This window comes from Paracoccus lutimaris (assembly GCF_003337565.1).
Taxonomy (GTDB): Bacteria; Pseudomonadota; Alphaproteobacteria; order Rhodobacterales; family Rhodobacteraceae; genus Paracoccus; species Paracoccus lutimaris.
The window spans coordinates 116,695-130,804 of record NZ_QPJL01000005.1; the positions used below are offsets into that span (position 1 = coordinate 116,695).

The window sequence follows — 14,110 nt, forward strand, 5'->3', positions numbered from 1 at the left end:
TCACTTCTTGGCCTCCGCCGCCTTCTCGTCGCCCGGCAGGACGTATTTCGCGCCCTCCCACGGCGACAGGAAGTCGAACTGGCGGTATTCTTGGACCAGGTTCACCGGCTCATAGACGACGCGCTTCTCGACATCGTTCCAGCGCACCTCGACATAGCCGGTGGTGGGGAAGTCCTTGCGCAGCGGATGGCCGCGGAAGCCGTAATCGGTCAGGATGCGGCGCAGATCCGGATGGCCGGAGAAATAGATCCCGAACATGTCGAAGACCTCGCGCTCATACCAGTTGGCACCGGGAAAGACGCCGATCAGGCTGGGCACCATCTCGTCCTCGCGGACCTTGGCTTTCACCCGGATGCGCAGGTTCTGGTACATCGACAGCATGTGATAGACGATGTCGAAGCGCGCCGCGCGCGCCGGGTGGTCCACCGCCGTGATGTCGATCAGCGTCGCAAAGCGGCAGTTCGGGTCGTTGCGCAGAAACTCGATCAGCGGCACCACGCCAGACAGCGTGGCCTCGACGGTCAGTTCGCCAAAGGCGATATTCGTGTCGACCACCTCATTGGGGCGGCGCAGCGAGATATGCTCGGCCAGTTCCAGCAGGGCCTCATCAGACATGGCTTACCTCACCAGCGTGCCGGTGCGCCGGATGCGGCGCTGAAGTTGCAGGATGCCGTAAAGCAGCGCCTCGGCGGTGGGCGGGCAGCCCGGGACATAGATGTCCACCGGCACGATACGATCACAGCCGCGCACCACGGAATAGCTGTAATGGTAATAGCCGCCGCCATTGGCGCAGCTTCCCATCGACAGCACATAGCGCGGCTCGGGCATCTGGTCATAGACCTTGCGCAGCGCCGGCGCCATCTTGTTGGTCAGCGTACCCGCAACGATCATCAGGTCCGACTGGCGCGGGCTGGCGCGAGGCGCCGTCCCGAAACGTTCAAGGTCATAGCGCGGCATCGAGGTCTGCATCATCTCGACAGCGCAGCAGGCCAGACCAAAGGTCATCCAGTGCAACGAGCCGTTGCGGGCCCAGTTGATGATGTCCTCGGTCGTGGTCAGCAGGAAGCCCTTGTCCTGCAGCTCGCGGTTCAGCTCCTGGACGGCGACCTCGCGGTCGGCGCCAGCGGTATTGCCCCCGGTCATCACGCCCATTCCAGTGCCCCCTTCTTCCATTCATAGGCAAAGCCCACGGTCAGGACGCCCAGAAACAGGATCATGCCCCAGAAGGCCACGTCCGACAGGCTGGCAAAGCTGACCGCCCAGGGAAACAGGAAGGCGACCTCAAGGTCGAAGATGATGAACAGGATCGACACCAGATAGAAGCGCACGTCGAATTTCATCCGCGCGTCGTCAAAGGCGTTGAAGCCGCATTCATAGGCGCTGACCTTCTCCGGGTCCGGGTTGCGCACGGCGACGATGGCCGCGGCCAGAATCAGGATGATGGCCAGAGCCGAGGCCATTCCCAGAAAGACAAGGATCGGCAGGTATTCGTTCAGCAGGTATTCCACTGGGTCGGGCTCCCTTTCGCTCGCGGAGACCCAACTGGCTCCCGCGATGGGTTTGGCTAAGGTTCGTTTAGTCCGCGGCGCGGGCAGGGTCAACGGTCCGCCCTTGTTTTGCACGGGCTTTGCGCCATCCAAGCGGATGCCATGCAACAGTTTTTCCGAGTCTTTTTATCGGCTTTCTCAGCCGATCCGGCCCAGATGCGTGTCGCGAAAACCGCTGCTCAGCTTAAGGCCCAGCCCCAACGCACGGTCGGTGCCGATATGGGCAAGCCACAGCCCGCCAGCCGCGATCAGCGCCACCGACCCCAGTGCCACCCCCAGCACCGTCAGCAGAAAGGGCAGCGCGTAAATATGCGTGGCATTATAGACGATTGCGCCGAAACGCGGCCCGGCCAGATAGGCCAGCATCGCCAGATCGGGCGCGATCAGCAGCCCGATCCAGACCAGCGCACTCCAGCCGGGTGCGGCGAATACGGCAACAAGCAGCCCGCCAAGCGCCAGCCCTGCCCCCTCAAGGCGTTGCCAGAGCGCGGTGCTCACACGCGGCTCATTCGGCGGCCCGGCGGCGTGCCGTATTCAGCATCGGGGCCAGATAGCGGCCGGTATGGCTTTCAGCGACCTGCGCCACGTCCTCGGGCGTGCCGGTCGCGACGATGCGTCCGCCGCCGTCACCGCCTTCGGGACCGATATCAATGATCCAGTCGGCGGTCTTGATGACGTCAAGATTGTGCTCGATGACCACCACGGTATTGCCCTGATCCACAAGGGAATGAAGCACTTCCAGAAGTTTCCTCACATCCTCGAAATGCAGGCCGGTGGTAGGCTCATCAAGGATATAAAGCGTCTTTCCGGTGGCCCGGCGCGACAGTTCCTTGCTCAGCTTGACCCGCTGCGCCTCGCCGCCCGAAAGCGTCGTCGCCTGCTGGCCGACCTTGATATAGCCCAAGCCCACCTCAACCAAGGCATCCATCTTTTCACGGATCGAGGGCACGGCGCGAAAGAATTCCTGCGCATCCTCGACCGTCATGTCCAGCACATCGGCGATGGATTTGCCCTTGAAATGCACCTCAAGCGTTTCGCGGTTGTAGCGCTTGCCCTTGCAGGTCTCGCAGGTGACGTAAACGTCGGGCAAAAAATGCATCTCGATCTTGATGACGCCGTCGCCCTGACAGGCCTCGCAGCGGCCGCCCTTGACGTTGAAGCTGAAGCGGCCCGGCTTGTAGCCGCGCGCCTTGGCCTCGGGCAGGCCGGCAAACCAGTCGCGGATCGGAGTGAAGGCGCCGGTATAGGTGGCCGGGTTCGAGCGCGGCGTGCGGCCGATGGGGCGCTGGTCGATGTCGATGACCTTGTCCAGCAGTTCCAGCCCCTTGATGGTTTCGCAAGGCGCCGGGGTCTGCCTTGCCCCATTCAGGCGCAGGCTGGCGGTCTTGAACAGCGTCTCGATGGTCAGCGTCGATTTGCCGCCTCCCGACACGCCGGTCACACAGACGAACTTGCCCAAGGGAAACTCGGCGGTGACATTTTTCAGGTTGTTGCCGGTCGCGCCGACCACCTTGACCGCCTTGCCGCTGCCCTTGCGCCGGGTGTCAGGCACGGCAATTTCGCGCAGGCCCGACAGATACTGCCCGGTCAGGCTTGACGGGTCAGCCGCGATTTCCGCAGGCGTGCCCCGCGCCACCACCTGCCCGCCATGAACGCCCGCCCCCGGGCCCATGTCAAAGACGTAATCGGCATGGCGAATCGCGTCCTCGTCATGTTCGACCACGATGACCGAGTTGCCCTGATCGCGCAGCCCCTTCAACGTCGTGAGCAGGCGGTCATTGTCGCGCTGATGCAGCCCGATCGAGGGCTCATCCAGCACGTAAAGGACGCCGGTCAGCCCCGAGCCGATCTGGCTGGCCAGTCGGATACGCTGCGACTCGCCCCCCGAGAGCGTACCCGCCGCACGGCTAAGCGTCAGGTAATCCAGCCCGACATTCACAAGAAAACCAAGCCGTTCGCGGATCTCCTTAAGGATCGCGGCGGCGATTTCGTTCTTTTGCTTGCTCAGATGCGCGGGCGCATCCTCGACCCAGGCCAGCGCCTCGCGGATCGAAAGCTCGGTCACCTGGCCGATATGGCTGCCCGCAATCTTCACAGCCAGCGCCTCGGGTTTCAGGCGGTAGCCTGCGCAGGCACCGCAGGGGCGATTGTTCTGGTATTTCTCGAACTCTTCGCGCACCCATGCGCTGTCGCTTTCGCGCAGGCGGCGCTCCATGTTCGGGATCACACCCTCGAACTGGCGGGTGACTTCGTAAACGCGGCCGGCATCGTCGAAACGGAACGGGATCTCGTCCTTGCCCGAGCCTCGCATGAACATGTCGCGCACGGATTGCGGCAAGTCCTTCCACAGGGTCTTGCGGTCAAAGCCATAGAACTTGGCCAGCGCGTTGATGGTCTGGGTCAGATAGGCCGATTTCGACTTGGCCCAAGGCGCGATGGCCCCCTGCGCCACCGACAGCGCCGAGTCGGGCACCACCAGCCGTTCGTCAAAGAACAGCTCCATCCCCAGCCCGTCGCAGACCGGGCAGGCCCCGAACGGCGCGTTGAAGGAAAACAGCCGCGGCTCGATCTCGGGGATGGTGAAGCCCGACACCGGACAGGCGAAATTCTCGCTGAAGGTGATGCGTTCGGGCTCACCCTCAGCCGGCGCGGTTTCCAGCACGGCGATGCCATCGGCCAGATCCAGCGCGGTGCGGAAACTGTCTGCGAGCCGCGTCTCCATCCCCTTGCCGACGACGACGCGGTCCACGACCACGTCGATATTGTGGCGGAATTTCTTGTCCAAGCTGGGCGGCTCGTCCAGTTCATGAAACTGGCCGTTCACCTTGACGCGCTGGAAACCCTGCTTTCTCAGCTCAAGGAATTCCTTTTTGTATTCGCCCTTGCGGTCGCGGACGATGGGGGCCAGCAGATAGGCGCGGGTGCCCTCCTCCATCGCCATGACGCGGTCAACCATGTCTTGGACCTGCTGCGCCTCGATGGGCAGGCCGGTCGCAGGGCTATAGGGCGTGCCCGCGCGCGCAAACAGCAGCCGCAGATAGTCATAGATTTCCGTCACGGTGCCGACGGTCGAGCGCGGGTTCTTGGACGTGGTCTTCTGCTCGATGGAGATCGCCGGGGACAGACCGCTGATATGATCCACGTCCGGCTTGCCCATCATGTCGAGGAACTGCCGCGCATAGGCGGACAGGCTTTCGACATAGCGCCGCTGCCCTTCGGCATAGATGGTGTCAAAGGCAAGGCTGGACTTGCCGCTGCCCGACAGGCCGGTGATCACCACCAACTGGTCGCGCGGAATGTCCATGTCCACGTTCTTCAGATTGTGTTCGCGCGCCCCGCGAACCTCGATGAACTTCTGTTCCATCGCCACGTCCCGATCACGTCCTGATTCCGCCAAGCGCAACACATAGGCATGATCGGCGAAATGGCAACCACAAACAGAACAAACACGAAACATTCCGACTTGCAGCGCCGGCTTCCCTGCCCCACCATGCAAGCGAGTCGAAAAAGGAGGCACCATGACCCGACAGAGCTATCAGGGCAGCTGCCAATGCGGCAGCGTCGCCTATGAGGTGCAGGCCGATCTGGACGAAACCTTCACCTGCAACTGCTCGCGCTGCCAGCGGCTGGGCTTCGTGCTGACCTTTGTGCCCAAGGCAGATTTCCACCTGACCAGCGACGGGCCGGTGACGGAATATCTGTTCAACCGCAAGCAGATACATCACCGCTTCTGTCCGACCTGCGGTGTGGAATCCTACGCCTTCGGCACGGGGCCGGACGGGGCCGAGGTGGTGGCCGTGAACGTGAACTGCCTCGACGGCATCAATCCGCGTGAACTGGCCAGCCAGGCGGTAGACGGGGCGAGCTACTAGCCGCCGGTATGGCTCATGTAGCGGCTGACCTGCCCGGCGACATGCTGGCGGGAATAGTCGAAGTCATGGCCCTTGGGCTTGCGGGCGATGGCGTCGCGGATCGCCTGCCGCACAAGCGCGTCGTCCGGGCTGGCGCGCAACGGCGCGCGCAGATCGGCGCGATCCTCCTGCCCCAGGCACATGAACAGCTCGCCGGTGCAGGTCAGGCGCACGCGGTTGCAGCTTTCGCAGAAATTATGGCTCAGCGGGGTGATGAAGCCGATCTTCTGGCCGGTTTCCTCAATGCGGACATAGCGGGCGGGGCCGCCGGTCCGCTCGGTCAGCGGCGTCAGGGTCAGGCGTTCCTCGAGCCGGCGGCGCAGGTCCGACAGCGCCCAATATTGGTCAAGGCGCTGCTCCTCGCCCATCTCGCCCATGGGCATGACCTCGATGAAGGTCAGGTCATGGCCCTGATCGGCGCACCAGTCGATGAGGCCGAATACCTCATCCTCGTTGAAGCCCTTCAGCGCCACGGTGTTGATCTTGACGCGCAGGCCGGCGGCCCTGGCGGCCTCGATCCCCTCAAGCACCTGCGGCAATCTGCCCCAGCGGGTGATCTGCGCGAAGCGGTCGGGGTCCAGCGTGTCCAGCGACACATTGACGCGCTTGACGCCATAGCTGGCCAGTTCGGACGCGAAACGGCCCAGCTGGCTGCCATTGGTGGTCAGGGTCAGCTCATCCAGCCCCTGCCCCAGATGGCGCGACATGGCGCGAAAGAATTCCATGATATTGCGCCGCACCAGCGGCTCGCCGCCGGTCACGCGCAGCTTGCGCAGCCCCATGCCGACAAAGGCCGAACACAGCCGGTCCAGTTCCTCCAGCGTCAGCAGGTCGCGCTTGGGCAGGAACTGCATATGCTCGGACATGCAATAGGTGCAGCGAAAATCGCAGCGATCCGTGACCGAGACCCGCAGATAGGTGATCGGACGGGCGAAGGGGTCGACAAGAGGGACGTTCGGCGTCATCTGCATTAGATAATCCCGCCCAGGCATCGGCACAAGCCAGCCGATCCGTTAAGGGTTGCGTAACCAAGAGCGCAGGTCGTGGTGGACAGCCGCCCTGCCCGGCCGCTAGCCTGCCCCGGAATTCGGATGACCAGATCACGAGGCTTTTGATGACCACGCGCATTCTCTATCTGTTGGTCCCGTCGCTTCTGGCGCTGGCTGCCTGTTCGCAGACCGCAAAGACCGCGCAAACACCGGTGGCCCCGCCGCCGGTTCTGGAAACCATGACCGATCCGGCGACCGGGTCGCCCGTGATCGCGGGTCCGGTGCTCAAGGGCACGGCGCCGCGCACGCCAGGAAAGACCTCATCGGTTGGCGCGCCGGCCGGGCAAAGCGCGGATGCGCTGAACACCACGTCAAGCACCGAGCGGGCCGAGGCCGCGGCCCCGCCCGCCACGGCCGAGCGGCGGCTGGGAAGCACCGTCGCCTCGCTGGGCGATCCGTCGCAGCCCGGATTCTGGGTCAAGACGCCGCTGGTGCAATCGGAAACCAACGGCCGTATCGTGAACCCGGCCAATGGCAAATCGGCCAAGGTGCGGCTGATCCCGCTTGGCGGCGCGGCCGGGGGCGGCAGCCAGGTGTCCCTGCCGGCGCTGCAGCTCATCGGCGTCAGCCTGACCGACCTGCCCACGATCGAGGTTTATTCGGGCTGAGCCAGCCGGCGCTCCGCCTCGCGGCGGGCAAAGGGTTTCAGCCGCGCCCCATGCGTCCCGAGCCAGTCGCGAACGCGCTGCGGATCGTGCTTCGACAGCTCGCGCAGCCACCAGCCGATGGCCTTCTGGATGAACCATTCGCGGTCCTCGGCCAGACGATCCAGCCAGCCCAGCACCCGCTCGCGCTGCGCCAGATCTTCAGGTTTGGGATTGCGGATATGTGTCCATGGCAGCGTTCCGACCAGTGCCGCGCGGCGCACCCAGAAACTGGGATGTTCGAGCCATGTCTCGACCTCGTCCAGCCGCGCGGGATCGGCCGTCAGTCGCCGTTCGCCCGCATTCATGGCATGATCGGCAATCGCCCAGCCATCGAATTGCGGCACCCAGCCCGCAATCAGCCGCCAGACCCCGTCATCGGGCCGGATCCGTGCCTGGGTCAGCAATTTGGCGGCGGCGATGCGGCCCTCATGCACATCGCTGTCCCAAAGCCGCGACGCCAGGTCGATGCGGCCCGGTACATCCAGTTCCGCGCGCCATTCCCGCGCCATCTCGTCGATGACCGGCACCGGCACGCCCAGATAGACGCGCGGAACCTTGTGATATGCCGCCATCCCCGCTGCCTTCTCGGCATCGGCCAAGGCTTGCAACTGCTCCAGTTCCCGCATGTTTTCGATACTCCCGCGCCCTGTTTCGCCGTGCTGATAGCCCGAGCACGGAAACGCGTCGAGAGGACAGCCGCCGCGCCACCACAAAGATCGCAGATGTTTCATGGCCAGACCGGATGTCGGATACCGGCATCTTCGGCGATGCTGCGCGTTTGATCGAGGTCGAGAGGGAACTGTTCGCGGATATCGCGCACATCATCGCGAAAATCATAAATCAGGAAGGCCCGCCGTTCGATGTCCGACAGCAGGTGATGAACCCACCCGGGAATCAATCCCGCGATACGATGAGACCGACCACGCGAGGGCACATCCCGCACCGTCAGCCAAGGCCTGAAATCGCCACCGAAGCCTCGACCGCGCCCCTCCTAGCGGAAGCGCGCGACCTTCACTTCGTCAAATCCGTAGCGAGACGACATGCCAAATAACTTGGTGCAATGCCTCCCAAGCAGTCGCCCATCGATGCGTTGAGGCACGAACTTTATTCCCACCTCACAACATCCCGCGCCACGCCCCTTCGACCTACTCCACCGTCACCGATTTCGCCAGATTGCGGGGCTGGTCCACGTCGGTGCCTTTGGCCACCGCCGTATGATAGGCCAGATACTGCATTGGCACCGCGTAAAGGATCGGCTGGAACACCCCTCCGCCCGAAGGCATGGTCAGCGAGGCCCGCACGCCATGGCCGCCGGTCGCGATCCCCTCGGCATCCGAGATCAGCAGCACCTGCCCGTGACGCGCCATGACCTCTTGCATGTTCGAGACGGTCTTGTCGAACAGCGCGTCGCGCGGCGCCACCACGACCACCGGCACATTGCGGTCGATCAGCGCGATCGGCCCGTGCTTGAGTTCGCCCGAGGCATAGCCCTCGGCATGGATATAGCTGAGCTCTTTCAGCTTCAGCGCGCCCTCCAGCGCCACCGGGTAAAGCGCGCCGCGGCCCAGATACAGCACGTCCTGCGCCTCGCTGAGCCAGCCCGCAAGACGGCGGCATTCGTCGCTGATCCCCAGCGCCTGATTGAGCAGCCCGGGCATGGCGCGCAGGTCGTCCAGATGCGCGCGCAGCTCGGCATCGGTCAGCCGGCCGCGATCATGCCCGGCCTTCAGCGCCAGCACCGCCAGCACGGCAAGCTGGCAGGTGAACGCCTTGGAGGAAGCAACCCCCACCTCGATCCCGGCCAGCGTCGGCAGCGCGATATCGGCGTCCCGCGCAATCGCCGAGGTCCCCACGTTCACCACGCCCACGGTCTTTGCCACCTTGTCGCGCGCGTAATGCAGCGCGGCCAGCGTGTCGGCGGTCTCGCCCGACTGGCTGACAAAGATCGCCCAGCTTTTCGGCGACAAGGGCGGCTCGCGATAGCGGAATTCAGAGGCCACATCCAGATCGCAGGGCAGCCCGGCAAGGCTTTCGAACCAGTAGCGCGCGACATAGGCCGCATAGGATGCGGTGCCGCAGCCGACCAGCGTCAGCCGGTCCACATCGCGGAAATCCAGTGCCTCGGGCAGCACGATCCGGTCGCCCTTGATGTAATGGCTCAGCGCATCGCCCAGCACCACCGGCTGTTCGGCGACTTCCTTGGCCATGAAATGCCGATAGCCGCCCTTGTCGATCTGGGTCGCGCCGACATCGATCTGGGCAATTTCGCGGTTCGCGGGACGCCCCTCGGCGTCAAAGATCTCGGCGCCCGAGCGGCGGATGATGGCGTGGTCGCCATCTTCAAGATAGGTGATGCGGTCGGTAAAGGGCGCCAGGGCCACCGCGTCCGAGCCGATGAACATCTCGCCCTCGCCATGGCCGACGGCCAGCGGGCTGCCCTTGCGGGCGGCGATCATCAGGTCAGCCTCGCCATCGAACAGGAAGGCCAGCGCGAAGGCGCCATGCAGCCGCGCCAGCGTCGCTCGCGCCGCCGTGATCGGGTCCATCCCCTGGGTCATGTGCCATGCGGTCAAGAGCGCCACGGTCTCGGTATCGGTCTGCGATTCCGGCTGCAGCCCCAGCGCGATGACCTCATCGCGCAGCTCGCGGAAGTTTTCGATGATGCCGTTATGGACCACCGCCACCGGACCGCGGCGATGGGGATGGGCATTCGCCTCGGTTGCCGCGCCATGGGTGGCCCAGCGGGTATGGCCGATGCCTGCGTGACCGGGCAGCGGCTCATGCACCAGCCGGTCGGACAGGTTCACCAGCTTGCCGACCGCGCGGCGGCGGTCCAGCTGCCCCTTGGCGTCGACGGTCGCCACACCGGCGCTGTCATAGCCGCGATATTCCAGCCGCTTGAGCGCCTCGACCAATTGGGGCGAGACCTCGTGGCCGCCCAGAATTCCAATAATTCCACACATACTAGTTACCTTTCTTCTGACGCAGCGCCTGCATCAGCCGCGCGGCAAGGCCAGGCTTGTTCACCTGGGCCGGGCGGCTGATGGCCAGCGCATCATCCGGTACATCCTCGGTGATGACCGAGCCCGAGCCGGTCATTGCCCGTGCCCCCACCCTGACCGGCGCGACCAGCATCGTGTCCGAACCGATAAAGGCATGCGGGCCGATCTGGGTCTTGTGCTTGCTGACGCCGTCATAGTTGCAGGTCACGGTGCCCGCGCCGATATTCGCGCGTTCGCCGACATGGGTATCGCCCAGATAGGTCAGGTGACCGACCTTGACGCCCTCATCCAGCACCGAATTCTTGATCTCGACGAAATTGCCGACATGGACATCGCCGCCCAGCTCGGCCCCCGGACGCAGCCGGGTGAAGGGGCCGACCGTGGCACCCGAGCTGATATGGCAGCCCTCGAAATGGCAAAAGGGCAGGATCTCGGCACCGCTTTCCACCGTGACACCGGGGCCGAAAACCACATTCTGGCCGACGATGGCATCGCGCCCGATCACCGTATCCAGCGAGAACCAGACCGTCGCCGGATCGCTGAGCGTGACGCCATCCTCAAGCGCCTGCGCGCGGGCGCGGGCCTGAAAGGCGGCCTCGGCGCTGGCCAGCTCGGCGCGGGTATTGATGCCCAGCGTCTCGGCCTCGTCGCAGGTGACGACATCGACGCGCATGCCGGCGGCGCGGGCAAGGCCCGGCAGGTCGGTTAGGTAATATTCGCCGGCGGCATTGCGATTGCCGATCATCGGCAGGAATTCGCGCAAGGTGGCGGCATCGGCGGCGACGACACCGGAATTGACCAGCCGGATGGCGCGAGTCGCCTCGTCGGCATCCTTGTATTCGACGATCCGCTCCAACCCGTTCGGGCCGGTCACAAGCCGGCCATAGCGGCCGGGATCGGCGGCTTCAAAGCCCAGCACCACCACGTCCGAGGGATGCGCGGCCAGCACGTCCAGCGTCTCGCGGCCGATAAAGGGGGTGTCGCCGTAAAGGATGATCACCCGCCCCTCGAACCCCTCAAGCAGCGGCATCGCCTGACGGACGGCATGGGCGGTGCCAAGCTGTTCTTCCTGCAACGCAATCCGGGCATCGGGGTCCAGTTTTCCCAGCGCCTTTTTGACCTGATCGGCACCGTGGCCGGCGACCACGATGACCTCTTCGGGGTCAAGGCTGCGACCGGCGGCCAGCGCATGGCCGACCAGCGGCACGCCGCCCAGACGGTGCAGCACCTTGGGCAGATCCGATTGCATGCGGCTGCCTTGCCCGGCGGCCAGCACGATCAGTGCGACGGGTTTCTCGGTCATGTCTGCCCCTTGCCTGTTCCTTATCCTTGGCCGGCGTTCTACCTAGGGGGCGGCAGGGGGGAAAGCCCCCAGCGTTCACACATCTTGACGGAAGGTTACAAGGGCATGGCGGGCAGGGTTGCAGGCACGGTGGTTTTCGATCTGGACGGAACGCTGGCGGACACCTCGGCGGACCTGATCGCGGCGGCCAATGCCTGCTTTCAGGCGCGCGGCCTTGGCGCGCTGCTGGACCCGGTCGCGGATGCGCTGATCGCCTTTCACGGCGGCCGCGCCATGCTGCGCGCGGGCTATGCGCGCCTGCCCGCCGACACGCTGCTGCCGCCGGGCGCCGAGGAGCAGGACTATCCGCGCCTGCTGGATCATTACGCCACCGGCATCGCGGTCCATACCCGGCTTTACCCCGGCACCGAGGCCGCGCTGGAACAGCTTGCCACCGACGGCCACCTGCTGGCGGTCTGCACCAACAAGCCCGCCGCGCTGGCCGAGATCCTGCTGCGCGAACTGGGCATCCGTGACCGCTTTGCCGCCATGATCGGCGCCGACACGCTGCCGGTCCGCAAGCCCGACCCCCGCCCCTATGCCGCCGCCGTGCATGGCGCCGGCGGCGAGGTCGCGCGATCATTTCTGGTCGGCGATACCGAGACCGACCGCAAGACCGCGGCGGCGGCGGGCGTGCGCGTGGCGCTGGTCGCCTTTGGCCCCGAGGGAGAGGCCCTGACCCGCCTGCGCCCCGAGGCGATGCTGGCCCATTACGACGAGTTGCCGGCGCTGGCCGCGCACTGGCTGGGGGCCTAGCCGCCCTTGCGCGAAAGACGGTCGCCAGACCTCTCCGGGCCGGGATCTCGCATCCCGGCCCCTTTCATTTTACCTTTTGGTTGACTCATGGTTGGGCATCGTTTAAATATACCACATGGTTGAATGATGAATGCCGAGAATGAACGAGATTTTCCATGCGCTCAGTGACGAGACCCGGCGCGCCATGCTGCGGGATCTGGCCCTTGGCGAACGGACGGTGGGCGAGCTTGCCAAGCCCCATGCCATGACCCTTGCGGCGGCCTCCAAGCATATCAAGGTGCTTGAGAAAGCCGGGCTGCTGCGTCGGGAAATCCGTTGGCGCACCCATATCTGCCATCTCGAGGCAGCGCCTCTGAAACCGGCCTGGGACGAGTTGGCGTTCTATGAACGCTTCTGGACCGACCGCCTTGACCTGCTCGAGCGCCTGCTGCGCGACGAGGATGCGCAGGCACCGGCCACCGGATCGGACCCGTCGGACAACCCCAAGGGAGAAGCGACATGAATGTGGACGCCAAGATCGAGGAATTCGCCAGCCTCAGGGATGGCACGACGCTGGTGATCCAGCGCTGGCTGCCGGGGCCGGTCGAACGGATCTGGAACTATCTCACCGACAGCGAATTGCGCCGCAAATGGCTGGCCGCCGGTGACATGACCCTGACGCCGGGGGCCGGGTTCGAACTGATCTGGCGCAATGACGAGCTGAGCGACGCCTCGGACCCCCGCCCCGCCGGCTTTGCCGAGGAACAGCGCATGGACAGCCGCATCATCGCGGTCGAGCCGCCGCGCCTGCTGACCTATGCCTGGGGCAAGGGCGACGTGACCTTTGAGCTTGAGCCGCGCGGCGACAAGGTGCTGCTGACGCTGACGCATCGCGGGCTGGATCATCCGTCCATGCGCGACATGACCGCCTCGGGCTGGCACATGCATCTGGAAATCCTCGGCGCGCGGGTGGCGGGCCGGGATGCCGCGTCCTTCTGGTCCGGCTGGACGAGGTTGCACGGAACCTATCGGGCCCGGCTTGCCTCCACCCGCTGACCCGAAACGAAAAAGGGGGCCATCCGGCCCCCTGATCGCGTTCCGGGATGCGGATCATTCCGCCTCGTTCGCGGGTTTGGCATTCAGCAGGCCATAGTTCTGCGCGCCGATCTGCTCGTGAAGGCCCAGCTGCGTCTCGAGGAAGTCAATATGGCCTTCCTCATCGGCGATCAGATCGTCGAACAGCGCCTTGCTGACATAGTCGCCGACCTTGTCGCAATGCTCGCGTGCCTGAATATACAGCGTGCGGGCGTCATGTTCGCCGGCCAGATCGGCCTCCAGCGTTTCCTTGATGTTCTGGCCGATGCGCAGCGGGTCCAGTTTCTGCAGATTCGGGTGCCCTTCCAGGAAGATGATTCGCTGGATCAGACGATCCGCGTGGTTCATTTCCTCGATGGATTCCTCGCGCGACTTGGCGGCGATGCGGCCATAGCCCCAGTCCTCCTGCAGACGATAATGCAGCCAATACTGGCTGACTGCAGTCAGTTCAGACCGCAGCGCTGCGTTGAGATACTCGATGACCTTGGCGTCGCCCTTCATGGCTGTCCCCTTTGCGAATGGCTCGAAGCCCCCGAAGGATCGGAGGCACCGCCAGATTATCGCATTGGCGCATGGTGTCCAGAAACAAGGGCATACAGCCACCGCAATCAGCCCTTTTGCCGAGAGCGTGGTAAATCTTTCCGGGGGTGATGATCGTCTCGGGGTCGGACGCGCGCATCCAGTCCACGGCAGCGCGGATGTCATGGTCTGAAATCTGGGTGCAATGGCAGACGATCATGGACTCACCTCGTATGCCGAATACTTAGCATTTCTCTCGGACA

17 protein-coding genes are annotated in these 14,110 nt (G+C 64.6%); 6 read left to right on the plus strand and 11 right to left on the minus strand.

The genetic code is table 11. The features are described 5' to 3' along the window. The 5 genes from DFP89_RS06690 to uvrA all read right to left on the minus strand — a co-directional run bounded on the left by DFP89_RS06690 (position 1) and on the right by uvrA (position 4,911). A complete protein-coding gene (locus DFP89_RS06690; protein ID WP_114348648.1) occupies positions 1 to 615 on the minus strand; it encodes an NADH-quinone oxidoreductase subunit C in 615 nt (204 codons plus the stop codon). A gap of 3 nt (positions 616 to 618) precedes the next feature. Next, complete coding sequence (locus DFP89_RS06695) at positions 619 to 1,143, minus strand: NuoB/complex I 20 kDa subunit family protein (RefSeq protein ID WP_114348746.1); 525 nt, start codon at positions 1,141 to 1,143, stop codon at positions 619 to 621. After that, positions 1,143 to 1,508, minus strand: a complete 366-nt coding sequence (locus DFP89_RS06700; protein WP_114348649.1) for an NADH-quinone oxidoreductase subunit A — start codon at positions 1,506 to 1,508, stop codon at positions 1,143 to 1,145. Before DFP89_RS06700 ends, DFP89_RS06695 begins: the two co-directional genes overlap by 1 nt. 177 nt (positions 1,509 to 1,685) lie before the next feature. After that, a complete protein-coding gene (locus DFP89_RS06705) occupies positions 1,686 to 2,045 on the minus strand; it encodes a DUF4260 family protein (RefSeq protein ID WP_114348650.1) in 360 nt (119 codons plus the stop codon). Positions 2,046 to 2,052: 7 nt separating this feature from the next. Next, positions 2,053 to 4,911: an excinuclease ABC subunit UvrA gene (gene uvrA, locus DFP89_RS06710; protein WP_114348651.1), complete on the minus strand. Its 2,859-nt coding sequence runs from the start codon at positions 4,909 to 4,911 to the stop codon at positions 2,053 to 2,055. 154 nt (positions 4,912 to 5,065) lie between these two features. Between uvrA and DFP89_RS06715 the strand changes: the two genes are divergently transcribed. Beyond that, positions 5,066 to 5,419 (plus strand): GFA family protein, encoded by a 354-nt coding sequence (locus tag DFP89_RS06715; RefSeq protein ID WP_114348652.1) that lies wholly within the window; start codon positions 5,066 to 5,068, stop codon positions 5,417 to 5,419. Here the strand turns inward: DFP89_RS06715 and moaA are convergent. Next, positions 5,416 to 6,423: a GTP 3',8-cyclase MoaA gene (gene moaA, locus DFP89_RS06720; RefSeq protein WP_245948614.1), complete on the minus strand. Its 1,008-nt coding sequence runs from the start codon at positions 6,421 to 6,423 to the stop codon at positions 5,416 to 5,418. The two genes, DFP89_RS06715 and moaA, sit on opposite strands and share 4 nt — an antisense overlap. 149 nt (positions 6,424 to 6,572) lie before the next feature. On the opposite strand from moaA, the gene DFP89_RS06725 reads away from it, so the two are divergent. After that, positions 6,573 to 7,115, plus strand: coding sequence for a hypothetical protein (locus DFP89_RS06725; protein ID WP_114348654.1), 543 nt, complete (start codon positions 6,573 to 6,575; stop codon positions 7,113 to 7,115). On the opposite strand, the gene DFP89_RS06730 is transcribed toward DFP89_RS06725, so the two are convergent. After that, positions 7,103 to 7,780 (minus strand): DNA alkylation repair protein, encoded by a 678-nt coding sequence (locus DFP89_RS06730; protein WP_114348655.1) that lies wholly within the window; start codon positions 7,778 to 7,780, stop codon positions 7,103 to 7,105. The two genes, DFP89_RS06725 and DFP89_RS06730, sit on opposite strands and share 13 nt — an antisense overlap. A 116-nt stretch (positions 7,781 to 7,896) precedes the next feature. On the opposite strand from DFP89_RS06730, the gene DFP89_RS20705 reads away from it, so the two are divergent. Next, positions 7,897 to 8,205 (plus strand): hypothetical protein, encoded by a 309-nt coding sequence (locus DFP89_RS20705; RefSeq protein WP_114348656.1) that lies wholly within the window; start codon positions 7,897 to 7,899, stop codon positions 8,203 to 8,205. Positions 8,206 to 8,299: 94 nt separating this feature from the next. On the opposite strand, the gene glmS is transcribed toward DFP89_RS20705, so the two are convergent. Together glmS and glmU are read right to left on the minus strand one after the other, a co-directional pair. Continuing rightward, the gene (gene glmS / locus DFP89_RS06740; protein WP_114348657.1) at positions 8,300 to 10,117 is read right to left on the minus strand and encodes a glutamine--fructose-6-phosphate transaminase (isomerizing); all 1,818 of its coding nucleotides are present in this window, start codon (positions 10,115 to 10,117) and stop codon (positions 8,300 to 8,302) included. A gap of 1 nt (position 10,118) precedes the next feature. After that, positions 10,119 to 11,459, minus strand: a complete 1,341-nt coding sequence (gene glmU / locus DFP89_RS06745; protein WP_114348658.1) for a bifunctional UDP-N-acetylglucosamine diphosphorylase/glucosamine-1-phosphate N-acetyltransferase GlmU — start codon at positions 11,457 to 11,459, stop codon at positions 10,119 to 10,121. A gap of 105 nt (positions 11,460 to 11,564) precedes the next feature. Here glmU and DFP89_RS06750 point away from each other — a divergent pair, with 105 nt between their 5' ends. From DFP89_RS06750 to DFP89_RS06760, 3 genes are all read left to right on the plus strand, one after another. After that, positions 11,565 to 12,254 (plus strand): HAD hydrolase-like protein, encoded by a 690-nt coding sequence (locus tag DFP89_RS06750; protein WP_114348659.1) that lies wholly within the window; start codon positions 11,565 to 11,567, stop codon positions 12,252 to 12,254. A 139-nt stretch (positions 12,255 to 12,393) separates the two neighbouring features. Next, positions 12,394 to 12,756, plus strand: a complete 363-nt coding sequence (locus DFP89_RS06755; protein WP_220269819.1) for an ArsR/SmtB family transcription factor — start codon at positions 12,394 to 12,396, stop codon at positions 12,754 to 12,756. Further along, positions 12,753 to 13,289, plus strand: coding sequence for an SRPBCC family protein (locus DFP89_RS06760; protein ID WP_114348661.1), 537 nt, complete (start codon positions 12,753 to 12,755; stop codon positions 13,287 to 13,289). Before DFP89_RS06755 ends, DFP89_RS06760 begins: the two co-directional genes overlap by 4 nt. Before the next feature lie 54 nt (positions 13,290 to 13,343). On the opposite strand, the gene bfr is transcribed toward DFP89_RS06760, so the two are convergent. Next, positions 13,344 to 13,829, minus strand: coding sequence for a bacterioferritin (gene bfr, locus DFP89_RS06765; RefSeq protein ID WP_114348662.1), 486 nt, complete (start codon positions 13,827 to 13,829; stop codon positions 13,344 to 13,346). Then, a complete protein-coding gene (locus DFP89_RS06770) occupies positions 13,777 to 14,067 on the minus strand; it encodes a (2Fe-2S)-binding protein (protein WP_114348663.1) in 291 nt (96 codons plus the stop codon). Before DFP89_RS06770 ends, bfr begins: the two co-directional genes overlap by 53 nt. Positions 14,068 to 14,110 lie beyond the last annotated feature (43 nt).